Annotated in this window: 24 protein-coding genes and 1 tRNA gene; 12 read left to right on the forward strand and 13 right to left on the reverse strand. The window is 71.6% G+C overall.

The window, feature by feature from the left end:
- Positions 1-25 precede the first annotated feature (25 nt).
- Together K7G59_RS26265 and K7G59_RS26270 are read right to left on the reverse strand one after the other, a co-directional pair.
- On the reverse strand, positions 26-1,336 hold the full coding sequence (locus K7G59_RS26265; RefSeq protein ID WP_225838365.1) for a serine-threonine protein kinase: 1,311 nt from the start codon (positions 1,334-1,336) through the stop codon (positions 26-28).
- Between the two features lie 80 nt (positions 1,337-1,416).
- Positions 1,417-2,643: an exo-beta-N-acetylmuramidase NamZ domain-containing protein gene (locus K7G59_RS26270; protein WP_225838366.1), complete on the reverse strand. Its 1,227-nt coding sequence runs from the start codon at positions 2,641-2,643 to the stop codon at positions 1,417-1,419.
- Positions 2,644-2,798: 155 nt separating this feature from the next.
- Here K7G59_RS26270 and K7G59_RS26275 point away from each other — a divergent pair, with 155 nt between their 5' ends.
- Both K7G59_RS26275 and K7G59_RS26280 read left to right on the forward strand, forming a co-directional pair.
- Positions 2,799-3,572: an SDR family oxidoreductase gene (locus K7G59_RS26275; RefSeq protein ID WP_225838367.1), complete on the forward strand. Its 774-nt coding sequence runs from the start codon at positions 2,799-2,801 to the stop codon at positions 3,570-3,572.
- A gap of 141 nt (positions 3,573-3,713) precedes the next feature.
- Positions 3,714-4,307 carry a TetR/AcrR family transcriptional regulator gene (locus tag K7G59_RS26280; RefSeq protein ID WP_225838368.1) on the forward strand — a complete coding sequence of 198 codons (594 nt, stop codon included), beginning with the start codon at positions 3,714-3,716 and terminating at the stop codon, positions 4,305-4,307.
- 99 nt (positions 4,308-4,406) lie between these two features.
- Here K7G59_RS26280 and K7G59_RS26285 read toward each other — a convergent pair whose 3' ends face one another.
- Both K7G59_RS26285 and K7G59_RS26290 read right to left on the reverse strand, forming a co-directional pair.
- Entirely contained in the window at positions 4,407-5,621 is a 1,215-nt protein-coding gene (locus K7G59_RS26285; protein ID WP_225838369.1) for an acyl-CoA dehydrogenase family protein, read from the reverse strand.
- A 5-nt stretch (positions 5,622-5,626) separates the two neighbouring features.
- Positions 5,627-6,649, reverse strand: coding sequence for a phosphotransferase family protein (locus K7G59_RS26290; RefSeq protein WP_225838370.1), 1,023 nt, complete (start codon positions 6,647-6,649; stop codon positions 5,627-5,629).
- Positions 6,650-6,825: 176 nt separating this feature from the next.
- Between K7G59_RS26290 and K7G59_RS26295 the strand changes: the two genes are divergently transcribed.
- Positions 6,826-7,761: an NADP-dependent oxidoreductase gene (locus K7G59_RS26295; RefSeq protein WP_225838372.1), complete on the forward strand. Its 936-nt coding sequence runs from the start codon at positions 6,826-6,828 to the stop codon at positions 7,759-7,761.
- Positions 7,762-7,791: 30 nt separating this feature from the next.
- On the opposite strand, the gene K7G59_RS26300 is transcribed toward K7G59_RS26295, so the two are convergent.
- The 4 genes from K7G59_RS26300 to K7G59_RS26315 are packed head-to-tail and all read right to left on the reverse strand — an operon-like array spanning position 7,792 to position 9,971.
- On the reverse strand, positions 7,792-8,115 hold the full coding sequence (locus tag K7G59_RS26300) for a DUF202 domain-containing protein (RefSeq protein ID WP_225838374.1): 324 nt from the start codon (positions 8,113-8,115) through the stop codon (positions 7,792-7,794).
- Entirely contained in the window at positions 8,103-8,495 is a 393-nt protein-coding gene (locus K7G59_RS26305) for a DUF202 domain-containing protein (RefSeq protein WP_225838375.1), read from the reverse strand. Before K7G59_RS26305 ends, K7G59_RS26300 begins: the two co-directional genes overlap by 13 nt.
- Positions 8,496-8,516: 21 nt before the next feature.
- Entirely contained in the window at positions 8,517-9,032 is a 516-nt protein-coding gene (locus K7G59_RS26310; RefSeq protein WP_225838377.1) for an NUDIX hydrolase, read from the reverse strand.
- Between the two features lie 45 nt (positions 9,033-9,077).
- Positions 9,078-9,971 carry a DMT family transporter gene (locus K7G59_RS26315; RefSeq protein ID WP_225838379.1) on the reverse strand — a complete coding sequence of 298 codons (894 nt, stop codon included), beginning with the start codon at positions 9,969-9,971 and terminating at the stop codon, positions 9,078-9,080.
- Positions 9,972-10,540: 569 nt separating this feature from the next.
- On the opposite strand from K7G59_RS26315, the gene K7G59_RS26320 reads away from it, so the two are divergent.
- Together K7G59_RS26320 and K7G59_RS26325 are read left to right on the forward strand one after the other, a co-directional pair.
- Positions 10,541-11,230, forward strand: a complete 690-nt coding sequence (locus K7G59_RS26320; protein WP_225838456.1) for a molybdopterin-dependent oxidoreductase — start codon at positions 10,541-10,543, stop codon at positions 11,228-11,230.
- The gene (locus tag K7G59_RS26325; RefSeq protein ID WP_225838382.1) at positions 11,214-11,840 is read left to right on the forward strand and encodes a cytochrome b/b6 domain-containing protein; all 627 of its coding nucleotides are present in this window, start codon (positions 11,214-11,216) and stop codon (positions 11,838-11,840) included. Before K7G59_RS26320 ends, K7G59_RS26325 begins: the two co-directional genes overlap by 17 nt.
- 192 nt (positions 11,841-12,032) lie before the next feature.
- Here K7G59_RS26325 and K7G59_RS26330 read toward each other — a convergent pair whose 3' ends face one another.
- Positions 12,033-13,430 (reverse strand): GntP family permease, encoded by a 1,398-nt coding sequence (locus tag K7G59_RS26330; protein ID WP_225838387.1) that lies wholly within the window; start codon positions 13,428-13,430, stop codon positions 12,033-12,035.
- A 56-nt stretch (positions 13,431-13,486) separates the two neighbouring features.
- Positions 13,487-14,029, reverse strand: coding sequence for a gluconokinase (locus K7G59_RS26335; protein ID WP_225838389.1), 543 nt, complete (start codon positions 14,027-14,029; stop codon positions 13,487-13,489).
- A 141-nt stretch (positions 14,030-14,170) separates the two neighbouring features.
- Here K7G59_RS26335 and K7G59_RS26340 point away from each other — a divergent pair, with 141 nt between their 5' ends.
- Positions 14,171-14,872: a FadR/GntR family transcriptional regulator gene (locus K7G59_RS26340; RefSeq protein ID WP_225838392.1), complete on the forward strand. Its 702-nt coding sequence runs from the start codon at positions 14,171-14,173 to the stop codon at positions 14,870-14,872.
- A gap of 23 nt (positions 14,873-14,895) precedes the next feature.
- On the opposite strand, the gene K7G59_RS26345 is transcribed toward K7G59_RS26340, so the two are convergent.
- Complete coding sequence (locus tag K7G59_RS26345) at positions 14,896-15,270, reverse strand: YchJ family protein (protein ID WP_225838394.1); 375 nt, start codon at positions 15,268-15,270, stop codon at positions 14,896-14,898.
- Positions 15,271-15,372: 102 nt separating this feature from the next.
- On the opposite strand from K7G59_RS26345, the gene K7G59_RS26350 reads away from it, so the two are divergent.
- Together K7G59_RS26350 and K7G59_RS26355 are read left to right on the forward strand one after the other, a co-directional pair.
- Entirely contained in the window at positions 15,373-15,684 is a 312-nt protein-coding gene (locus K7G59_RS26350) for a dsRBD fold-containing protein (RefSeq protein ID WP_225838397.1), read from the forward strand.
- A 7-nt stretch (positions 15,685-15,691) separates the two neighbouring features.
- Positions 15,692-16,837 (forward strand): CapA family protein, encoded by a 1,146-nt coding sequence (locus tag K7G59_RS26355; RefSeq protein WP_225838399.1) that lies wholly within the window; start codon positions 15,692-15,694, stop codon positions 16,835-16,837.
- Positions 16,838-16,854: 17 nt separating this feature from the next.
- On the opposite strand, the gene K7G59_RS26360 is transcribed toward K7G59_RS26355, so the two are convergent.
- Positions 16,855-16,942, reverse strand: a tRNA-Leu gene (locus K7G59_RS26360).
- A gap of 194 nt (positions 16,943-17,136) precedes the next feature.
- Here K7G59_RS26360 and K7G59_RS26365 point away from each other — a divergent pair.
- From K7G59_RS26365 to K7G59_RS35105, 3 genes are all read left to right on the forward strand, one after another.
- Positions 17,137-18,462 carry a M20/M25/M40 family metallo-hydrolase gene (locus K7G59_RS26365; RefSeq protein ID WP_225838402.1) on the forward strand — a complete coding sequence of 442 codons (1,326 nt, stop codon included), beginning with the start codon at positions 17,137-17,139 and terminating at the stop codon, positions 18,460-18,462.
- Positions 18,463-18,608: 146 nt separating this feature from the next.
- Positions 18,609-18,842 (forward strand): chaplin ChpH, encoded by a 234-nt coding sequence (chpH, locus tag K7G59_RS26370; protein ID WP_225838404.1) that lies wholly within the window; start codon positions 18,609-18,611, stop codon positions 18,840-18,842.
- Between the two features lie 114 nt (positions 18,843-18,956).
- On the forward strand, positions 18,957-19,943 hold the full coding sequence (locus K7G59_RS35105; RefSeq protein ID WP_225838406.1) for a chaplin: 987 nt from the start codon (positions 18,957-18,959) through the stop codon (positions 19,941-19,943).
- Positions 19,944-20,009: 66 nt separating this feature from the next.
- On the opposite strand, the gene K7G59_RS26380 is transcribed toward K7G59_RS35105, so the two are convergent.
- The gene (locus K7G59_RS26380) at positions 20,010-20,198 is read right to left on the reverse strand and encodes a DUF5703 family protein (protein ID WP_043407302.1); all 189 of its coding nucleotides are present in this window, start codon (positions 20,196-20,198) and stop codon (positions 20,010-20,012) included.
- A 47-nt stretch (positions 20,199-20,245) separates the two neighbouring features.
- On the opposite strand from K7G59_RS26380, the gene K7G59_RS26385 reads away from it, so the two are divergent.
- The gene (locus tag K7G59_RS26385; protein ID WP_225838408.1) at positions 20,246-20,905 is read left to right on the forward strand and encodes a hypothetical protein; all 660 of its coding nucleotides are present in this window, start codon (positions 20,246-20,248) and stop codon (positions 20,903-20,905) included.
- Positions 20,906-20,909 lie beyond the last annotated feature (4 nt).

Below are 20,909 nucleotides of genomic sequence, written 5' to 3' on the forward strand. Positions count from 1 at the left end.
TGCGGACGCCGGTGCCGGCGGCGGGTCAGGCGATACGGCCCGCCGCCAGCACCACCCGCGCCAGCTCGGGGTGCACGATGTCGCTGTGCGCCCCGGCCGGTGCCCCGCCGCGCCGCACGACCGTGGAGGCGTCGACGTTCACACATCCCGATGCGGGCAGCCCGCCGTTCAGGGCCGCGGCGAGATCGATCCCGGCGGTGCCCGGCACCGCCTGCACCCCGTCGTGCCCCATGGCACCCCACCGGGCGCCCAGCAGCTCCCCGACCAGCTCCCCGGCGACGGACCGGTCGTCGTCCGCCATCCGCGAGGCCATCGGATAGAACGAGCCGAGAGCCTGGTCGAAGTGCGAGTAGCAGCACACCAGCGGCCCGTCGATCCGCCGCTGCCGGTCCTTGAGCGCACCCGCCCGGTCCGGGTGGCGCGGCAGCTGCTGCGCGAACGCGTAGTGCGAGAAGGCACCTTGCAGCAGCGTCACGGACTTCACCGTGCGCACCCCGTCGGGCAGCCCGCGCAGCGCGAACGACACCAGCCGTCCGCCGAAGCTGTGCCCCACCAGATGCACCCGGACGCCGGGCGCCGCCTCGGCCAACCGCCCGATGACCGTCCCGAGGCCGCGTTCGCCCACGGTTCCCGCGCGCCGCTTCATCGTGTAGTACGTCGCCTGACGCAACAGCTCCTTGGCGCCTTCCCAGGGGTTCGGCAGCCTGAACTCGGCCTGTCCGTCCGTGGGTCCGAGCCCGGCGAGGGTCCGCGCGAACGCCTCGCACACCGTCGCCGCGTCCCCGCCCAGCACAGCCGGCTCACCCTCGCCGTCCGTGTCCGCCGTGTCCGGCGCCGCGTGCGGGCCGTCCGCCGCGGGCGTGACCAGCAGCCGCACCAGCCGCCCGAACCCGGCCAGCTCCGCCTCGCCACGCGGCTGTTCCCTCAGCAGCCGGGCCACCTGGTCGAGCACGTCGGCCCGGCCCGGGAAGGCCGCCGCCAGGGCCCGCCGGGTGTCCGCGTCCAGCGCCGGCCCCGCAGCCGCCCCTGCGGCCACCGTGGATCTGGGGAAGTCGGGGATCGGCTCGTCGCAGAACCGCATCGACGGCCAGATCACCCCCACGTACCCGAGCCGCGCCTTCGGCACGAGCCCGGGGATCGGCGCGAAGAAGGCGCGGTACAGCGCGGTCGCGGCCGAACGGTCGTTGTTCCAGCCGTGCGCGAAGACGATCAGGTCACGGACACCATGGTCCGTGACCTGCGTCAGCAGCTGGTCGCGTTCGGGGCCGTCCACGTCCCCGTCCGCATCGAAGGTCAGCTCCCAGTAGGGAGTCACACTCATCCCCGGATCCGCCATGCCAGGCTCCCTCGACCCCGCAACGGTGCGTTTGTGGCGTATCGTCCCGCAGCGGGGCAGGGTTGGCCATACAGTCCGGCTCAGCTGTAGAGGAGATATTCCTTTCGAATCCGCCGGAACGCGGCCAGCTCCTCCTGCCAGGCGCCGACCACCTCGTCCGTACCGGCCCCCGCGTCGATCATCGTGCGTACCCGGGCGGAACCGGTGAGCTTGTCGATCCAGCCGTCCGGACGCCAGGCGAACCCGCTCCACACCTGCTTCGCGGTCACGAGCAGCGCGATCCCGGTGCGTACGGGGTCGTAGGCGGCCCGGTCGTATACATGGACCTGCACACCCCCGACGGTCCTGCCCTGGAACTTCGAGAAGGTGGGGGTGAAGTACGCCTCCCTGAACCGCACGCCAGGCAGCCCGAGCCCGTCGGCGGTGGCGGCCCAGCGTGCGTCGATGCCCTCGGCGCCGAGGAGTTCGAAGGGCCGGGTCGTGCCCCGCCCCTCCGAGAGGTTGGTGCCCTCGAACAGGCAGGTGCCGGAGTACACCAACGCCGTGTCCGGGGTGGGCATGTTGGGGCTCGGCGGCACCCAGGGCAGCCCGGAGGCGTCGTAGAACCGGGTGCGCTTCCAGCCCGTCATCACAACGGTCTCCAGGGGGACGGGCGTGCTCAGGAACTCCCCGTTGAACAGACGGGCCAGCTCGGCGACGGTCATCCCGTGCGCCTGGGCGATCGGCTGCCGGCCGACGAAAGTGGCGAACTCCTTGTGCAGGACGGGTCCCTGGGCCGAGCGGCCGGTCACGGGGTTCGGCCGGTCGAGCACGACGAACCGCTTGCCCGCGAGCTGCGCCGCCTCCATGCAGTCGTACAGGGTCCAGATGTACGTGTAGAAGCGTGCGCCCACGTCCTGGATGTCGAAGACGACCGTGTCCACGCCGGAGGCGGTGAAGACGTCGGCGAGCGGTTTGCCGCTCTTGGAGTACGTGTCGTAGACCGGCAGTCCGGTCGCCGGGTCGTCGTAGCGCCCCTCGGAACCGCCGGCCTGCGCGGTGCCGCGGAAACCGTGCTCGGGGCCGAACACCGCCGTGAGCCTGACGCGCGGGTCCTGGTGCATGACGTCGACGATGTGGCGGACGTCGCGGGTGATGCCGGTGGGGTTGGTGACGATCCCGACCTTCTGGCCGGACAGAAGCGTGTAGCCGTCGGCCGAGAGACGCTCGAAGCCGGTTCGCAGCTCCGGGGGTCCGGCTGCGGCTGGTACTGCCGGCAGGGCTGTCATCGTGGCCGATGCGAGAAGGCTCCGTCTGGACAGGTGCATGGGCGACCTCCGGGTGCGGGCGTGCGGGCCAAAATGCGGTTGCTCGCGCAGTTCCCCGCGCCGACGGGGTGTCAACCCTTCCCTCCCTACATACCGACTGGTTAGTCTGGCCGTACAGTCGAGGCGCGCCGCGCCGGATCGTGTCGAAGGAGACCATGGTGGAAGCCCTGCGGGATGCGGGAGTGGTCGTCACCGGAGCCGGGGGCGGCATCGGGGCCGCGCTGGCCCGCCGGTTCGCCGGCGAGGGGGCCCGCGTCGTCGTCAACGACCTGGACGGCGACAAGGCGAAGGCGGTCGCAGAGGAGATCGGCGGGATCGCCGTGCCGGGGGACGCCTCCGCGATCGTCGGCGCGGCCCGTGAGGCGCTCGGCGGCACCGTGGACGTCTACTGCGCCAACGCCGGCGTCGCCTTCGAGGACGCAGGTCCCGCAGAGCCCCTCGACGAGCGGTCCTGGGCGCTGTCGTGGGACGTCAACGTCATGGCACACGTACGCGCGGCCCACGCCCTGCTGCCGGAGTGGCTGGAGCGAGGGCGCGGCCGGTTCGTCTCCACCGTGTCGGCCGCCGGGCTCCTCACCATGATCGGCGCCCCCTCCTACAGCGCCACCAAGCACGGCGCCCTGGCCTTCGCCGAGTGGCTGGCGCTGACGTACCGCCACCGGGGGGTGAAGGTCCACGCGATCTGTCCGCAGGGCGTGCGCACCGACATGCTGGCCGCCACCGGCACGGCGGGCGACCTGGTCCTGCGGCCCACCGCGATCGAGCCGGAGGACGTCGCGGACGCCCTGCTCCGGGGCATGGAGGAGGACCGCTTCCTGATCCTTCCGCACCGTGAGGTCGCCGAGTACTACCGGGTGCGGGCCACTGCCCCCGAGCACTGGCTGTCGAACATGAACCACATCCAGCAGAAGTGGGAGGCCGCCCGCTGAGTCCGTCGCGCCCACCCGCCCGACCTGCGCGGGCGGGTCAGTGGCAGGATCTCCCGTAAACCCCACGCGGCAGAACTCACGCGGCATGGCGCACGCGGCGGACCTCACGCGACACACCTCACGGAAAGGCAGGTGGCGGCAGTGCCCAGGACGACGGACGGAGACGGCACGCCCGTCCCGCAGCGGCTGCTGGCCGCGGCCACTCGCCTCTTCGCCGAGCAGGGCTACGACCGCACCTCTGTGCAGGAGATCGTGGAGGCGGCCGGCGTCACCAAGGGTGCGCTGTACCACTACTTCGGCTCCAAGGACGACCTGTTGCACGAGGTGTACGCGCGCGTGCTGCGGCTTCAGCAGGAGCGGCTGGACACCTTCGCGAACGCCGACGAGCCCGTGGAGAAGCGGCTGAGGGACGCGGCGGCGGACGTCGTCGTCACGACGATCGAGAACCTCGACGACGCGATGATCTTCTTCCGCTCCATGCACCACCTGAGCCCGGAGAAGAACAAGCAGGTGCGCGCCGAGCGCCGGCGCTACCACGAACGCTTCCGCGCGCTCATCGAGGAGGGCCAGCGCGAGGGCGTCTTCTCCACGGCGACCCCCGCCGACCTGGTGGTGGACTACCACTTCGGCTCGGTCCACCACCTGTCGACCTGGTACCGCCCCGAGGGCCCGCTCGGCCCGCAGGAGGTCGCCGACCACCTGGCCGACCTGCTCCTGCGGGCACTGCGCCCGTAGCGGACCGCCGGCGACCACGGCCGCCGGTGACCGCACGGGCCGTCGGTGACCGCGCGGACCGTCAGTGCCCGCGCGGCCCGGGGTGCCTGCTGCGGGCCCCTACAGGTACTTCTTCAGCTCCCGTCGCGCCAGCGACCGCTGGTGCACCTCGTCCGGGCCGTCGGCGAGCCTCAGCGAGCGCGCCGCCGCATACAGCTCGGCCAGCGGGAAGTCCTGGCCCACGCCGCCGGCGCCGTGCAGCTGGACGGCCTGGTCGACGATGCCGACGACCGCCCTGGGCGTGGCGATCTTGATGGCCTGGATCTCGGTGTGGGCGCCCTTGTTGCCCACGGTGTCCATCAGCCAGGCCGTCTTCAGCACCAGCAGCCGCAGCTGCTCCACCGTCACCCGGGCGTCGGCGATCCACCCCTGGACGACGCCCTGCTGGGCCAGCGACTTGCCGAAGGCGGTGCGGGACACCGCACGCCTGCACATCAGCTCGATCGCCCGTTCGGCCATGCCGATCAGCCGCATGCAGTGGTGGATGCGGCCGGGGCCGAGCCGGGCCTGCGCGATGGCGAAGCCGCCGCCCTCCTCGCCGATCAGATTCGACACCGGCACGCGCACCTGGTCGAAGACCACCTCGGCGTGGCCGCCCTCGGAGTGGTCCTCGAAGCCGAAGACCCGCATCGCGCGCTTCACGGTGACGCCCGGGGTGTCACGCGGGACGAGGACCATGGACTGCTGGCGGCGGATGTCGGCGCCGTCCGGGTCCGTCTTGCCCATCACGATGAAGATCTTGCAGTCCGGGTTCATCGCCCCGGAGATGTACCACTTGCGGCCGGTGACGACGTACTCGTCGCCCTCACGCCGGATGCGGGTGGTGATGTTCGTGGCGTCGGAGGAGGCCACCTCCGGCTCGGTCATCGCGAACGCCGAGCGGATCTCGCCGGCCAGCAGCGGCTCCAGCCACTGCTTCTTCTGCTGCTCGCTGCCGAACTGCGCCAGCACCTCCATGTTCCCGGTGTCGGGCGCGGCGCAGTTCGTCACGGTGGGGGCGAGGTGCGGGGAACGGCCGGTGATCTCGGCGAGCGGGGCGTACTGGAGGTTGGTCAGCCCGGCGCCGTACTCGGTGTCCGGCAGGAAGAGGTTCCACAGGCCCTGCCGGCGCGCCTCGGCCTTCAGCTCCTCCACCACGGCCGGGGTCTCCCACGGGGACGCCAGGGCGGCCCGCTGTTCCACGGCCACCGCCTCGGCCGGGTACACGTACTCGTCCATGAAGGCGAGGAGCCTCGCACGCAGTTCCTCGGTGCGCGCATCGAACCCGAAGTCCATGTCCGTCAGCCTTCCTGGAGAGTGGTCAGTCCGTGATCGATGAAGACGGGCACGAGCTCGCCGATCCGGTCGAAGCCGCCCCCGACCGTCTTGCCCTGCGTGTAGCGGTAGTGGATGCCCTCCAGGATCACCGCGAGCTTGAACCAGGCGAACGCCGTGTACCAGGAGACGGCGGAGACGTCCCGCCCCGAGCGCGTGGCGTACCGCTCGATCAGCTCCTGCGCGCTGGGGTGCCCCGGCGCCTCGGCGGTCGTGGAGACGGGCGAGCCGGGCAGGCCGAGCGGCGTGCTGTACATCACCAGCAGGCCCAGGTCGGTCAGCGGGTCGCCGAGGGTCGACATCTCCCAGTCGAGGACCGCCCGGATCGTGTCGTCGGTGCCGATCAGGACGTTGTCGAGGCGGTAGTCGCCGTGTACGACGGTCGGAGCGGGGGAGGCCGGCAGGGCGCGGCCGAGGGCGGAGTGCAGCTCGTCGATGCCGGCCAGGTCGCGGTTGCGGGAGGCGTCCAGCTGCTTGGCCCAGCGGCGCAGCTGCCGGTCCAGGAAGCCCTCGGGCCGCCCGAAGTCCGCGAGGTTCACCTCGGCGGGGTTCACCGCGTGCAGCTCCACGAGGGTGTCGACCAGGGACAGCACCGCGCCCCGGGTGCGCTCCGCGCCGATCGCGGCGAGCTGGCCGGCCGTGCGGTACGGCGTGCCCTCGACGAAGTCCATGAGGTAGAAGGGGGCGCCGAGCACCTCCTCTTCCTCGCACAGCAGCACCGGACGGGGGACCGGAACCTCGGTCGGGTGCAGCGCGCTGATGACCCGGTGCTCGCGCTTCATGTCGTGCGCGGTGGCCAGGACATGGCCGAGGGGCGGGCGCCGTACGACCCACTTCGAGGTGCCGTCGGAGAGCAGGTAGGTGAGGTTGGACCGTCCGCCCTCGATCAGCCGGCCGGTCAGGGGTCCGTTGACCAGCCCGGGCCGATCCCGGTCGAGCAGGGCGCGCAGCCGGTCGAGATCGAGTCCGGGCGGGTGGTCGGCGCTCATCACATCACTCCTAGGCACGTGTTACGGAACCCGACTCATGATGCCGACCGGTCGGTATGCCGTCCAGTGCGCGGGCGCAACAGGACGTCGAACGTGATCGGGGCCACGATAGGCCGCCACCTCCTGTGGGGGCACCCCGGTTGCGTGACCCGCGAGCACCTCGGAGGGTCGAGGGCATGAAGGCCATCAGCTACAGCCGCTACGGCGGACCCGAGGTGCTGGAGTACGGCGAGGTGCGCGACCCGAAGGTCGGCCCCGACCAGGTGCTGGTCAAGGTGCGCGCGGCGGCCGTCAACCCGGTCGACTGGAAGTGCCGCGAGGGCTATCTCGACCCCGTCCTCGACGCCGTCTTCCCGGTCGTCCCCGGCTGGGACGTCAGCGGCGTGGTGGTGCAGCCGGGCGTCTCGGTCCCGGAGTTCGCCGTCGGTGACGAGGTCATCGGGTACGTCCGCGAGGACTTCCTGTCCCGGGGCACCTTCGCCGAGTACGTCGCCGCGCCCGTGCGCACCCTCGCCCGCAAGCCGCGCAACCTGTCCTTCGAGGAGGCCGCCGGGCTGCCGCTGGCCGGGCTCACCGCCTACCAGGTGCTCGTCCAGGCGCTGGCGGTCGAACGCGGCCAGACCGTGCTGGTGCACGCGGCGGCCGGCGGCGTCGGCTCCCTGGCCGTCCAGATCGCCGCCCATCTCGGCGCCCGGGTCATCGGCACGGCGAGCGAGCGCAACCACGACTTCGTACGGCAGCTCGGCGGCGAGCCGGTCACCTACGGCGAGGGCCTGGCCGAACGCGTGCGCGGGCTCGCGCCGGAGGGCGTGGACGCGGTCTTCGACACGGTCGGCGGTGAGGCGCTCAGCATCTCGGCCGAACTGCTCGCCTCCGAAGGCCGGCTGGTGTCGATCGCCGATCCGGACGTGGTGGGCTACGGCGGCCGCTACTGCTTCGTCCGTCCCGACGCCGAGGACCTGCGGCACCTGTCCGAGCTGGCGGAGCAGGGAGTCGTGTCCGTGCACGTCCAGCAGACCTTTCCGCTGGACCGGACAGCGGACGCGCACCGGGTGAACCAGGAGGGCCGCACCCGGGGCAAGATCGTCGTGACCGTCGACTGGCCGGACTGACTGAGTCCCGCGTAACACCACCAGGACCGCCTACACCACGAGTACGGCCGCACACACCGCCGTCGCCACCGTGCACAGCACGGCCGCTGTCGCATACCGGGGCGGCAGCACCGGCGGCCGGGTGTGCACGGTGAGGGCGTGGATACGGCGCTGGGCCACCCACAGGAAGCCCAGCCAGAGCACGGCGCACAGAGCACCCATGACGACGGCAAGGGCCGTCACACCTGCGTGCAGGGCGGTCCGGGCCGCGAGCACGGCCGCCACGGACGCGGACAGGGTCGTACGACGCCAGGCCAGCCGGGTGCGCTCCGGCTGCAGCCCGGGGTCCCGGCCCGCCGGGTCTACCCCGCCCATCCGGCCAGCACCACGACGACCATCGCGACGGCCACCGCCGCCACCACCACGCCCAGCAGAGCCGGGAACCGGGAGGCGGGCAGGTCCTCGCCGCGCCGCATGGCCCGCTCGCAGCGCACCCAGTGGTTCACCGCGCGCAGGGAGCACAGCACCCCGGCGCCGAGCAGCGCGAGGGCCAGCCCGACCCGCCACGCCCGGGGCAGGTCCGGCAGGAACTGGTCCACCGCGAATCCGCCGCCGATCAGCGCGAGCGCCGTGCGCAGCCAGGCAAGGAACGTGCGTTCGTTGGCCAGGGAGAAGCGGTAGTCGGGCGTGCCGCCCTCCGCCCGCACCTGCTCCGGCGCGAACCACAGCCGCAGGTTCCGTACGAATCCGATCACGTCAAGGACCCTACCGGCGGGTCAGCGCGCCGCCCGGAACGCCCGCAGCCGCTCGTACGCCGCGAGCCCGTCCGGCACCCACTCCCACTCGCCGAGCCGCCGCTCGACCTCCTCCTCGGGCAGGTAGGCGTACCACTGGACCTCCTCCGCCTGCGGCTGCACCGGCAGTTCGCAGCGCACCTCGTACACCGCCGACCACCAGCTCTGCCCGGCCCCGTTGTCGTAGAGGAACGTGAACAGGCGGGACGGCCGGGCCAGCCCGTGCACGCCCAGTTCCTCCTCGGCCTCGCGCAGCGCGGCGTCGTCGTAGGACTCGCCCGCGCCCACGACCCCGCCGACGAACATGTCGTAGAGCGAGGGGAACACCAGCTTGGTGGCCGTACGGCGGTGCACGAAGAGCCGCCCGGCCGCGTCCCGGGCCTGCACGAACACGCATCGGTGGCGCAGCCCCCTGGCGTACACCTCGCCGCGCGGTGCCTGGCCGACGACCCGGTCGTGCTCGTCGACGATGTCGAGGATCTCCTCAGCGGGATTCATACGGACCATCCAAGCAGCACCGGCCGGCCGACGGTCCTGGGCAGCTCAGCGCGGCTGGAGGTTCTGTGCCGGCTGCTCCTGCGCCTGGCCGCGGGGCATCGCCGGGTGCAGGCTGAGCAGCACGATGCCCGCGACGACGGCCGCCAGACCCGCCGCCTCCCAGGCCAGCGCCCCGGTGTCGGTGCGCAGCCGGTCGCCGAGGAAGCCCACCCCGCACAGGATGCCCGCCAGCGGCTGGGCCGCGGTGAGGGCGGGCAGCGACATCCGCAGCGGAGCAGTCTCGAACGCGCTCTGCACCAGGATCAGCCCGGTGACACCCAGCACCAGCACCCCGTAGGGATGCCAGCCGGTGAACAGCTCCCCGAAGCCGCCGTCGGAGAAGCGGGTACTGCTCACCCGGGTCAGCGCGTCCTGCACGCCGTACAGCAACCCGGCGGCCAGACCCAGCAGCACCGGGGCCCATATCAGGCGCGAGCGCTTGGCGTAGGCGGTCAGCAGCAGTGCCGAGCCGACCACGAGGCCGATGATCAGCCAGTGGCGCAGCGGATCGGTGACGGCGGTGCCGCCGTGCGGCTGGCCCGCGACGATGAACGCCGTCACCCCGCCCGCGAGCAGCACGAGGCCCGACGCGCCCTGGTGGCTCAGCTTGTGTTTGGTCTGGTGCCGGGACAGGGCGAAGGCGAACAGGAGGTTCGTCGCCAGCAGCGGCTCGACGAGCGAGATCTCGCCCTTGCCCAGAGCGACCGCGCCCAGGATCATGCCGGCCACCATCAGCCCGATGCCGCTCAGCCAGCGCGGCATCTTCATCAGGTCCAGCAGCAGCCGGGGCGAGAGGAAGTCGCTCAGGGGTGCCTGCTGGGCGGCGTTCTGCTGGAGCACGAATCCGAAGCCCAGACAACAGGCCGCGCTCACGGCGAGAAGGAGAACCAGAACGGACACGCTGCGAACCTCGATCATCCGGCCGGACCACGGGTGCGTAGTGGCCGACTGTAGCGCCCGGGACGGCACTGCCCCGGCGACGACGGGGCCGTACGGCCATCGTCCGCCGCCCGGCGCAATGGCGCCATGGCGCACGCCGCGGATCCACCGGACCCCCCCGTCCGTTCCCTGCGTGACCGTCTCTGCCCCACCACGTGCCTCGTGTGCCGCCCCCCGGTGCGGAGACGGGAACGGGGGCACGGCGGAACCTCCTGTCGCGTTCGCCCGGTCCTGTGCAGCCCGCCCCGCCGAGGCCGCGGCCCTGTACCTCGGCCCGCACGCGACCCGCGTGCCCTGGTCCCCCCACGGCGACCCGCCCGCGGCCTTCCGTACGGCCCGCGCCCGTGCCCTGACACCATGAGCGCTGCACGAGCGGTCCTCGGCCACTCGGGAGCGGCCCTCGGCGATGACCGCAGTCCTTACGAAACCCTGACCGACGGCCGTACTCCCTGGCCCCACGGGCGCCCGAGTGCTCGAATGATGCCGTGAACCCTGAACGATCCGCGGCGTCCGACCCGGAGGGCAGGCCGATGGGCCGCCGCATCTTCCTCGGCACGCTCGGTCTCGGCGCCCTCGGCATGGCCGCCGCACCGGTCCTGCAACACGGCCTGGAGGACTTCCTCGGCAGCGTCGCCGGCAAGGACCCCACGGGCCTTACCGGACTCCTGCCCAACGGCGGTGGCTTCCGCTACTACTCGGTCGCCTCGTCCGTCCCGCACAAGGGCCCCGCGGACTACCGGCTCACCCTCGACGGCCTCGTGGACCGCCCGCACACCTACACCCTCGCCGAGCTGCGTGCCCTGCCCCGGACCCGGGTGGTCAGGGACGTCCAGTGCGTGACCGGGTGGCGGGTCCCGGGCACCCCCTTCGAGGGCGTACGCCTCCGCCATCTGCTGGACCTGGCGGGCGTCCGTCCCTCCGCCAAGGCCCTCCGCTTCACCTGCTTCGACGGCACCTACACCGAGAGCCTCACCCTCGAGCAGGCCCGCCGGTCCGACGTCCTGGTCGCGCTGCGCATGCACGACAAGGACATCGGCCATGACCACGGCGGCCCCGTGCGCCTCTACGTGGCCCCTATGTACTTCTACAAATCCGCCAAGTGGCTCTCCGGCATCACCGTCACCGACCACGTCCGGCCCGGCTACTGGGAGGAACGCGGCTACGACGTCGATGCCTGGGTCGGCCGTTCGAACGGACGTTCAGATGACCCTACAAGCTGACGTTCCGGCGCCGCCGGGCGCCCGGATCCGCCGCTTCAGCCGGGCCGAGCGATGGGTGCACCGCACCACGGCCGTGCTCATGGGGATCTGCGTGGTGACGGCGGCCGTCCTCTACATCCCGCAGTTCGCCGTCCTGGTCGGCCGCCGTGAACTGGTCGTCCGCGTCCACGAGTGCGCGGGCCTGGCGCTGCCGGTGCCGGTCCTGCTGGGTCTGGCCTCCCGCGCCTTCCGGGCCGACCTCGGCTTCCTCAACCGCTTCGGCCCGCACGACCGGGTCTGGCTGCGGGCCGTGCTCCGCCGCGACCGCCGGCGCGCCTCCCGCCCCGCGGGCAAGTTCAACGCGGGGCAGAAGATCTACGCGGCCTGGATCGCCGGGGCGAGCCTGGTCATGCTCGGCACCGGCCTGATCATGTGGTTCACCCACCTCACCCCCTTGATGTGGCGCACCTCGGCGACGTTCGTCCACGACTGGCTGGCCCTGACGATGAGCGTGGTCCTGGCCGGGCACATCGGCATGGCGCTCGGTGACCCGGAATCGAGAAGAGGTCTGCGGACGGGATCGGTGAGCAGGGACTGGGCGGCGAGGGAGCACTCACTCTGGCGCCCGTGACGGTTCCCGTGGCTCCCTCGCCCCGGAGAGACGGCTTCGTCGCGCCGAACGGCCGCCGCGGACGGCTTCCCTCCTCCGGACGCATTCCTCCGCACGGTCCGCCCCGCGGGAAACGAGCGGCCCACCCGCTCCTCGAGCGGGTGGGCCGCCATCGCCGTACTGCCTGGGGATCGCGAGGACCCCGGACCGGCCCTAGATCACGAGGGACAGCAGCAGGACCAGTGAGCCGGCGACCACGGAGATGATCGTCTCCATGATCGACCAGGTCTTGATGGTCTGCCCCACGTTCAGCCCGAAGTACTCCTTCACCAGCCAGAACCCGGCGTCGTTGACATGGCTGAAGAACAGCGAGCCGGCGCCGATGGCGAGGACCAGCAGGGAGGCGTGCGCGGTCGACATGTCCGCGGCCAGAGGGGCGACCAGGCCGGCCGCCGACACCGTCGCCACGGTCGCCGAGCCGGTGGCCAGCCGGATACCGACCGCGATCAGCCAGCCCAGCAGCAGCGCCGGGATCGACCAGTCCTTGGAGACGTCAAGGATCATCTGGCCCACGCCGGAGTCGATCAGCGTCTGCTTGAACCCGCCGCCCGCGCCGACGATCAGCAGGATGCCGGCGATGGGCATCAGACCCTTGTCGACGGTCTGCTGGATGCGCTCCTTGCTGAACCCGGCGGGCCGGCCCAGCGTGAAGATGCCGACGAGCACGGCGGCGAGCAGGGCGACGAGCGGGGAGCCGACGACGTCGAAGACGCGCTGCGTCGTCTGCGTCGGGTCGTCGACGACGATGTCCACCAGCGCCTTGGCCAGCATCAGGACGACCGGCAGCAGCACGGTGGCCAGCGTGGCGCCGAAGCCCGGACGGCGCTCCAGCTCCTCCGAGGGGCGCTGCGGAAGCATCCGCTCGGGCGCCGGGACGTCCACCCAGCGGGCGGCGACCCGGGAGAACAGCGGGCCCGCGATGATCACCGTCGGTATGGCGACCAGGATGCCGAGCGCCAGGGTCACGCCCAGGTTGGCCTTGACCGCGTCGATGGCCACCAGCGGGCCGGGGTGCGGCGGGATGAGACCGTGCATCACGGACAGACCGGCGAGTGCGGGGATGCCGATGCGCATCAGGGAGTAGTTGCCGCGCTTGGCGACCATGAGCACGACCGGGATCAGCAGCACGATGCCGACCTCGAAGAACAGCGGCAGACCGATCACCGAGGCGATGAGCACCATCGCCCACGGCATCCACCGCCCGCCCGCCTTGGCGAGGATCGTGTCCACGATCTGGTCGGCGCCGCCGGAGTCGGCGAGCAGCTTGCCCAGGATCGCCCCGAGCGCGATCAGCACACCCACGCCGCCGACCGTGGTGCCGAGACCGGTGGTGAAGCTGAGGATGGCCTTGTCGAGCGGTGCCCCGGCGACCGCCCCGAGCACCAGCGACCCGATGGTCAGGGACAGGAAGGCGTGGAGCTTGAAGCGGGTGATGAGCAGGACGATGACGGCGATGCCCGCCAGGACGGCGATGGCGAGCTGGGCGTGGCCGGCGGAGGTGATGGGCGCAGGCGCGTCCGCTGCCAGCAGCTCGACGTTGAGTCTGGTCACGGGGGTTCCTCGCAGGAGTGGGAACGGGGAGAGGGATGTCGTCGCGGTAGGGGGAGTTACCGCGGCGCGTCGGTGTCGGTGTCTGTGTCGTTGTCGGGGAGCGTCGCGAGTGCCCTGACGGCCCGCTCGGTGATCTCCTCGGGGCTGCCGGAGACGTCCACGGCCACACCCGCCTCGTCCGGCTCCAGCGGCTGGAGCGTGGCGAACTGGGAGTCCAGCAGCTTGGCCGGCATGAAGTGACCCTGCCGGTGCGACATCCGGTCCTCGATGAGCTTGCGGTCGCCCGTGAGGTGCACGAACACGACACCGGGGGCCTCGGCGCGGAGGCGGTCACGGTAGGACCGCTTCAGCGCGGAGCTGCTGACCACCCCGCCGAGCCCGGCCCGCCCGTGAGCCCAGTGGCCGATGGCGTCGAGCCAGGGCCACCTGTCCTGGTCGTCGAGCGGGATCCCGGCCGACATCTTGTCGATGTTGGCCTGGGGGTGGAAGTCGTCGCCCTCGGCATACGGAACGCCGAGCCGGGCGGCGAGCAGAGGACCGATGGTGGTCTTGCCCGTGCCGGCGACGCCCATCACCACGACGACGTGGGGGGTACGCATTGCTGCCTCGCTGTCTTCCTCGACATGACGTCCGACTACTGACGTCGGCTAGATGAAACCCATTAGGTACGACGAATTCAAGCCTCTGTGACAAATAAGTCTGACTTTTTGTTCCCGTGACCCGCCCCGTACTCTGAGTGCATGAGCACACCGGGCCGGGGGCTGCACGGCCGCGTACTGGACACCCTCGGCCCCGCGATCACCGCGGGTGAGTACCCGCCGGGCAGCGTCCTGCGCACCGACGAGCTGGCCCAGCACTTCGAGGTGTCACGGTCCGTGATGCGTGAGGCGGTCCGCGTCCTGGAATCGATGCACCTGGTGGAGTCCCGCCGTCGCGTGGGCGTGACGGTCCGCCCGAAGTGCGAGTGGAACGTCTACGATCCGCAGGTCATCCGCTGGCGCCTCGCGGGCGCCGACCGCCCGCACCAGCTGCGCTCCCTGACCGTGCTGCGCTCCGCGGTCGAACCGGTGGCGGCGGGCCTGGCGGCGACACAGGCCACGGCGGAGCAGTGCGCCGAACTCACCGAGTGCGCGCTCGGCATGGTGGCCAACTCACGCGGTCACAAGCTGGACAAGTACCTGGTCCACGACATCGCCTTCCACCGGGTGATCCTCACGGCCTCGGGCAACGAGATGTTCGCCCGCCTCGGCGACGTCGTCGCCGAGGTGCTCGCCGGCCGCACCCACCACGAGGTCATGTTCGAGGACCCCGACCCCGCGGCCGTCACCCTGCACGTCCAGGTCGCGGAGGCGGTCCGCGAGGGCGACGCCGCGCGCGCCGAACAGCTGACCCGGGAGATCACCATGGGCGCCCTCCACGAACTGGACATCCTGGCGCCGTAGCGCCCGTTCAGCGGAGACCCCGGCTACTCCAGGAAGTCCCCGTCGACGTACACCCACGCCCCGTCGACCCGCTCGAACCGGCTGCGCTCGTGCAGCGAGCCGCCCCGGTAGGAGGCCCGGAAGGTCACGGTCCCCTCCTGGTGGAACGCGGAGCCGTCGGTGCGGTCCAGGATCTCCAGCCCCGTCCACCGCATGCCCGGATCCAGCTCCAGCCGCGCGGGCCGGGTCCGCGGATGCCACGTCCGCAGCAGGTATCCCGCATCCCCCTTCACGAACGCGCTGTACCGGGACCGCATGAGCGCCTCGGCGGTCGGCGCCGCCGCCGTACCGGAGTGGAAACGGCCGCAGCAGGCGTCGTAGGGCTCGGGCAGGCCGCAGGGGCAGGTACGCGTGGTCATGGACCCATTCTGCCCGGCCCCGGGGAGGCGCCCTGAGCCCCGGCGAGGCACAGTGGAAGGACCCCGCCCGCGGTCTCGCCACGCAGTGAGGAGGGACGGACGATGTCTCGACCCGCGAGCAGTCGTCCCGTGTCCGGCAAGGAATGGCGGCTGCACCTGTACCTGTCCGAACACGACCCGGACACCACCGCCCGGATCGTCCTGGACACCGGCGACAACGTCCTGGAGAGCCACGCGGAGGCCCGCCGCAGCCCCGAGGACGAGGACATACCGGAGATCGGCGACGAACTCGCTGCCGGACGAGCGCTGATCGCCATGGGCCGTCTGCTGCTGACCGCGGCCGAAGACGACATCAAGGCGGTGGGCGGGGCCGACACGACGACTCCCACCGCCCTTTGGCAGCCCATGGAATGACCCGGGCATGCGCGAGGACACCGTCACCCTTTTCCTCGCCGGCGACGTCATGCTCGGCCGCGGCGTCGACCAGATCCTCCCGCACCCGGGCGACCCCACCCTGCGGGAGGACTACCTGCGCGACGCGCGGGCCTACGTCGCCCTCGCGGAGGCGGCGAACGGCCCGGTACCCCAGCCGGTGGATCCCGCCTGGCCCTGGGGCGAGGCCCTCGCGGTCCTGGACCGGGCCGCGCCCGACGTACGCGTGATCAACCTGGAGACCGCCGTCACCCGCGACGGCGACTTCGCGCCCGGCAAGGCCGTCCACTACCGGATGCATCCGGCCAACCTCGCCTGCCTGGCCGCCGTCCGCCCGGACGTCTGCGTCCTCGCCAACAACCACGTGCTCGACTTCGGGCCACTGGGCCTGGAGGAGACCCTGGACTCGCTCGCACGGGCGGGGCTGCGGACGGCAGGAGCGGGCCGCGACGAGGACGCGGCATGGCAGCCCGCGATCGTCCCGCTGCCGGGCGGCGGACGCGTGCTGGTCTTCTCCTTCGGGATGCCCTCCAGTGGCATCCCGCGCGGTTGGGCGGCGACCGCCGAACGGGCCGGCGTGGCCCTGGTGCCCGCACCCACCGCCGGCGCGGCGGGGGACTTCGCCGACCGTCTGCGGGGCACCGGACGACCGGGTGACGTCGTGGTCGCCTCCGTCCACTGGGGCGCCAACTGGGGATACGCCGTCTCCGGCGCCGAGGTCCGCTTCGCGCACGCGCTCGTCGACGCCGGCGCCGACATCGTGCACGGTCATTCCTCCCACCACCCGCGTCCCCTGGAGGTGTACCGGGACAGGCTCATCCTGTACGGCTGCGGGGACCTCGTGGACGACTACGAGGGCATCGGCGGCTACGAGCGCTACCGGGACGACCTGCGGCTGCTGTACCTGGTCGTGGCCGGAACCGGAACCGGCCGCCTGACCGGACTGCGCATGGTGCCCCTCCAGGCGCGTCGGATGCGCCTGGAGCACGCCTCCCCGCAGGACACCACCTGGCTGTGCACGGTCCTCGACAGTCACAGCCGGGGCTTCGGAACCCGCGTCGAGCAGAGGGAGGAGGGCCTGCTCACCGCGCGCGCCGACGACACCGCAGGAGCCGAAAAACCAAGAGACCCCTGATCAACAGGGGTCTCCACTGGTGTCCGAGGGGGGACTTGAACCCCCACGCCCGATAAAGGGCACTAGCACCTCAAGCTAGCGCGTCTGCCATTCCGCCACCCGGACAAGGTGTCTGTCGTGCGGGGTTTCCCTCGCGGCGACGAAGGAAACATTACCAGGCTTTCGGGGGTGGCTGATCACCCCCCGTCTCCGGTGCCGGTCCGGCCTGAACGGCGTGTGACGGGCCGGGACCGGTCTTGGGAACGGGCGGGCCCGGGGGCAGGATGAGGGGACCATCAGTGACAGCGGGAGGATGCAGCGTGAGCCAGACGGACACGGGCAAGGGCACGACCGGTGAGGACGAGGTCGTCGACCTCTGCCGCGAGCTGATCCGGTTCGACACCAGCAACTACGGCGACCACTCCGGGTCGGGAGAGCGCAAGGCCGCCGAGTACGTCGCCGAGAAGCTCGCCGAGGTCGGGCTGGAGCCGGAGATCTTCGAGTCGCACCCGGGCCGCGCCTCCACGGTGGCCCGCATCGAGGGCGAGGACCCGTCCCGGCCGGCGCTGCTCATCCACGGCCACCTGGACGTCGTACCCGCCAACGCGGACGACTGGACCCACCACCCGTTCTCCGGCGAGGTCACCGACGGGTGCGTCTGGGGGCGTGGTGCGGTGGACATGAAGGACATGGACGCGATGACGCTCGCGGTCGTGCGCGACCGGGTGCGCAGCGGGCGGCGCCCGCCGCGGGACATCGTGGTCGCCTTCCTCGCCGACGAGGAGGCCGGCGGGACGTACGGCGCCCGTCACCTGGTCGACAACCACCCCGGGCTGTTCGAGGGCGTCACCGAGGCGATCAGCGAGGTGGGCGGGTTCTCGTTCACCGTGAACGAGCAGCGGCGGCTGTACCTGATCCAGACGGCCGAGAAGGGCATGCACTGGATGAAGCTCACCGTGGCCGGTACGGCCGGCCACGGGTCGATGATCCACCGGGACAACGCGATCACCGAGCTGTCCGAGGCCGTGGCCCGCGTCGGCCGGCACCGGTTCCCGGTGCGGGTCACCAAGACCACCCGCGCCTTCCTCGACGAACTCGGCGACGCACTCGGCACCGAGCTGGACCCGGAGGACATGGAGTCCACCCTCGCCAGGCTCGGCGGCATCGCCAAGCTCATCGGCGCCACCCTGAGCAACACGGCCAACCCCACCCAGCTGAACGCCGGTTACAAGGTCAACGTCATTCCGGGCGAGGCCACGGCCCATATCGACGGACGGTTCCTGCCGGGCCACGAGGAGGAGTTCCTCAGCGACCTCGACCGGCTCCTCGGCCCCCACGTCCGGCGCGAGGACGTGCACTCCGACAAGGCGCTGGAGACCGGCTTCGACGGGGCTCTGGTGCAGGCCATGCAGTCCGCGCTGCTGGCCGAGGACCCGACCGCGAAGGCGATCCCCTACATGCTCTCCGGCGGCACCGACGCCAAGTCCTTCGACGACCTCGGCATCCGCGGCTTCGGCTTCGCCCCGCTCAAGCTGCCGCCGGAGCTGGACTTCGCCGGCATGTTCCACGGCGTGGACGAGCGGGTGCCGGTGGACGGGCTGAAGTTCGGCGTGCGGGTGCTCGACCGGTTCATCGACGCGTCGTGAGGCTCCGGCCCACAGTTATCGGGCGTTCGTGCGACCTCTACTGAGAAGGGTGAATGCGACCATAAGCTCGTAGCTCCATTACTCCCTCCTCGTTACAGGTGATGCGATCCCGCACCTTGGGATCGTATTGCCAACAAGGAGGAACAATGATCAAGAAGGTCGTCGCTGCTGCGGCTGCCACCGGTGGGCTGGTTCTCGCGGGCGCGGGCCTCGCCGTCGCCGACTCCGGGGCCCAGGGTGCCGCCGTGCACTCGCCGGGCATCGCTTCCGGCAACGTCGTCCAGGCGCCCGTCCACGTGCCGGTGAACGCGTGCGGCAACACGATCAACGTGATCGGGCTCCTGAACCCCGCCTTCGGCAACCCTTGCGTCAACAGGTGACGCGGAATTCCTAGGGGCGTCTTGATTCACCGTCGGCCCCGGAGCGCGCGCCATGCACTCCGGGGCAGAGCGGTCTTTCTTTCCACGAGCGTGAAGGCAGGGGGGAATTCGACAATGCGACAGAGCACCCGCAAAAGCCTGATGACCATGGCCGCCGCGACCGGGGTGATCGCCGCGGTGAGCGGCTACGCCCACGCGGACTCGGGCGCGGTGGGCTCAGCCACCGGCTCGCCCGGCGTACTGTCCGGCAACACGGTGCAGGCGCCGGTGCACGTGCCGGTGAACGTGTGCGGGAACACGGTGAACGTCATCGGTCTGCTCAACCCGTCGGTGGGCAACGGCTGCGCCGACCGCGGTGGGCAGGGCACCACCTCCGGCGGCCACGGCGGCTCGCACGCGGCCGGCTCAGCCACCGGCTCGCCCGGCGTACTGTCCGGCAACACGGTGCAGGCGCCGGTGCACGTGCCGGTGAACGTGTGCGGGAACACGGTGAACGTCATCGGTCTGCTCAACCCGTCGGTGGGCAACGGCTGCGCCGACCGCGGTGGGCAGGGCACCACCTCCGGCGGCCACGGCGGCTCGCACGCCGGCGGGCACACCGGGGGTTCGCCCGGCGTCGGCTCCGGCAACACCGTGCAGGTGCCGGTCGACGTGCCGGTCAACGTGTGCGGCAACAGTGTGGATGTCATCGGCGTCGGCAACGCCGCCACGGGCGACGGCTGCGGCAACGGCGGCCGGCAACACCAGCCGCCGGGCAACCCCGGTACTCCGGGGAGCCCGGGTCATCCCGGTCACCCAGGTCATCCTGGTCACCCGGGTCACCCGGGTCATCCCGGTCACCCCGGCCACCCGGGCCACCCGGCCCACCCCGGTACACCGCACCACCCGGGAAAGCCGGGCACGCCGCCCGCCACGGGCGGTCACACGCCCCACGGCACCACCCAGGTCAGCCTGCCGGGCGGACGTTCCGACCGGCCTCTGACCGCCGCGCAGCTCGCGCACACGGGCAGTGACCTGCCGCTGGGCCTCGCGCTGCCGGTGAGCGGCGGCGCGCTGCTCGCGGGAGCAGTGCTGTACCGCAAGGCGCGGGCTTCCGCCTAGCGCGGAGCGCGATGACGGAGCGGGTCCCGCCGGACGGCAGGGCCCGCTCCGGTCATGTGGCCCGCCTCACCACGTGGCCCGCACCTGGCGGATGATCCGCCGGCGCAACCGCACCTTGCGGCTGCCGTCGCGCAGCAGGCTCAGTCGGTCCAACTCCCAGTGTCCGTACTCGGCATGGTCCGTCAGCAGACGTGTCGCCTCCTTGCGGGAGACCCCGCGTGGCACGTACACGTCGACAAATTCGTATTCCGGCATCGCATCTATTGTGCGGGCTGGTGCCTGGTACGGATAGCGTCTGCACTATGTCTGATGCTGTGCAGCCCACCGCTGCCGAGGTACGCGCCGCCGCCGAGGCGATCAAGACCGCGCTCGACCGTCATCTGGCGGCGGTCGAACGCCGGTCGGGAGAGGACGACCCCGCCGTCTACGAGGCGTTCAACCAGCTGGCCGCTGCCGCCGAGGTGTACGACGAGCTGCTCTACGACCGCTACGACGAGGTCACCCCCTTCGAGATCCCCGGTGCGGACGACTCGCTCCCACCGTACGCGGGCCCCGAGGAGCCGAACGCGATCAGCGTGCTGATCCGCCGCGACTACACGGTGGCGGAACCCCACCGGCTGCTGGCGCAGGCCCAGCGGGTCGAGGCGGCGGAGTACGAGGACGGCGGCGAGGACGCCGATGCCGTGGGCACCGTTCCCGGGGCGTTGGGCGTCCTCTTCGGCGAGTTCGAACCGGACGAGATCGCTTCCCGGCACAAGGAGTTCGGCCTGGAGGAGGGCGACTCCACGCTCTGGGTCACCGCCGCGGAGGAGCCCGCCGAGGCCGGTGAGTGGCTGGAGGCGCCGTTCGAGGAGACCGATCCGCAGCGGGTGGTCTGCCGGTTCGACGTCAGCGCGGTCTTCGACGACGAGGAAGACGACGAGGACGGCGACGACCACGACGAGGACGGCGAGGAGGAGTAGGGGT

Source organism: Streptomyces sp. NK08204, from assembly GCF_020400585.1.
Classification (GTDB): domain Bacteria; phylum Actinomycetota; class Actinomycetes; order Streptomycetales; family Streptomycetaceae; genus Streptomyces.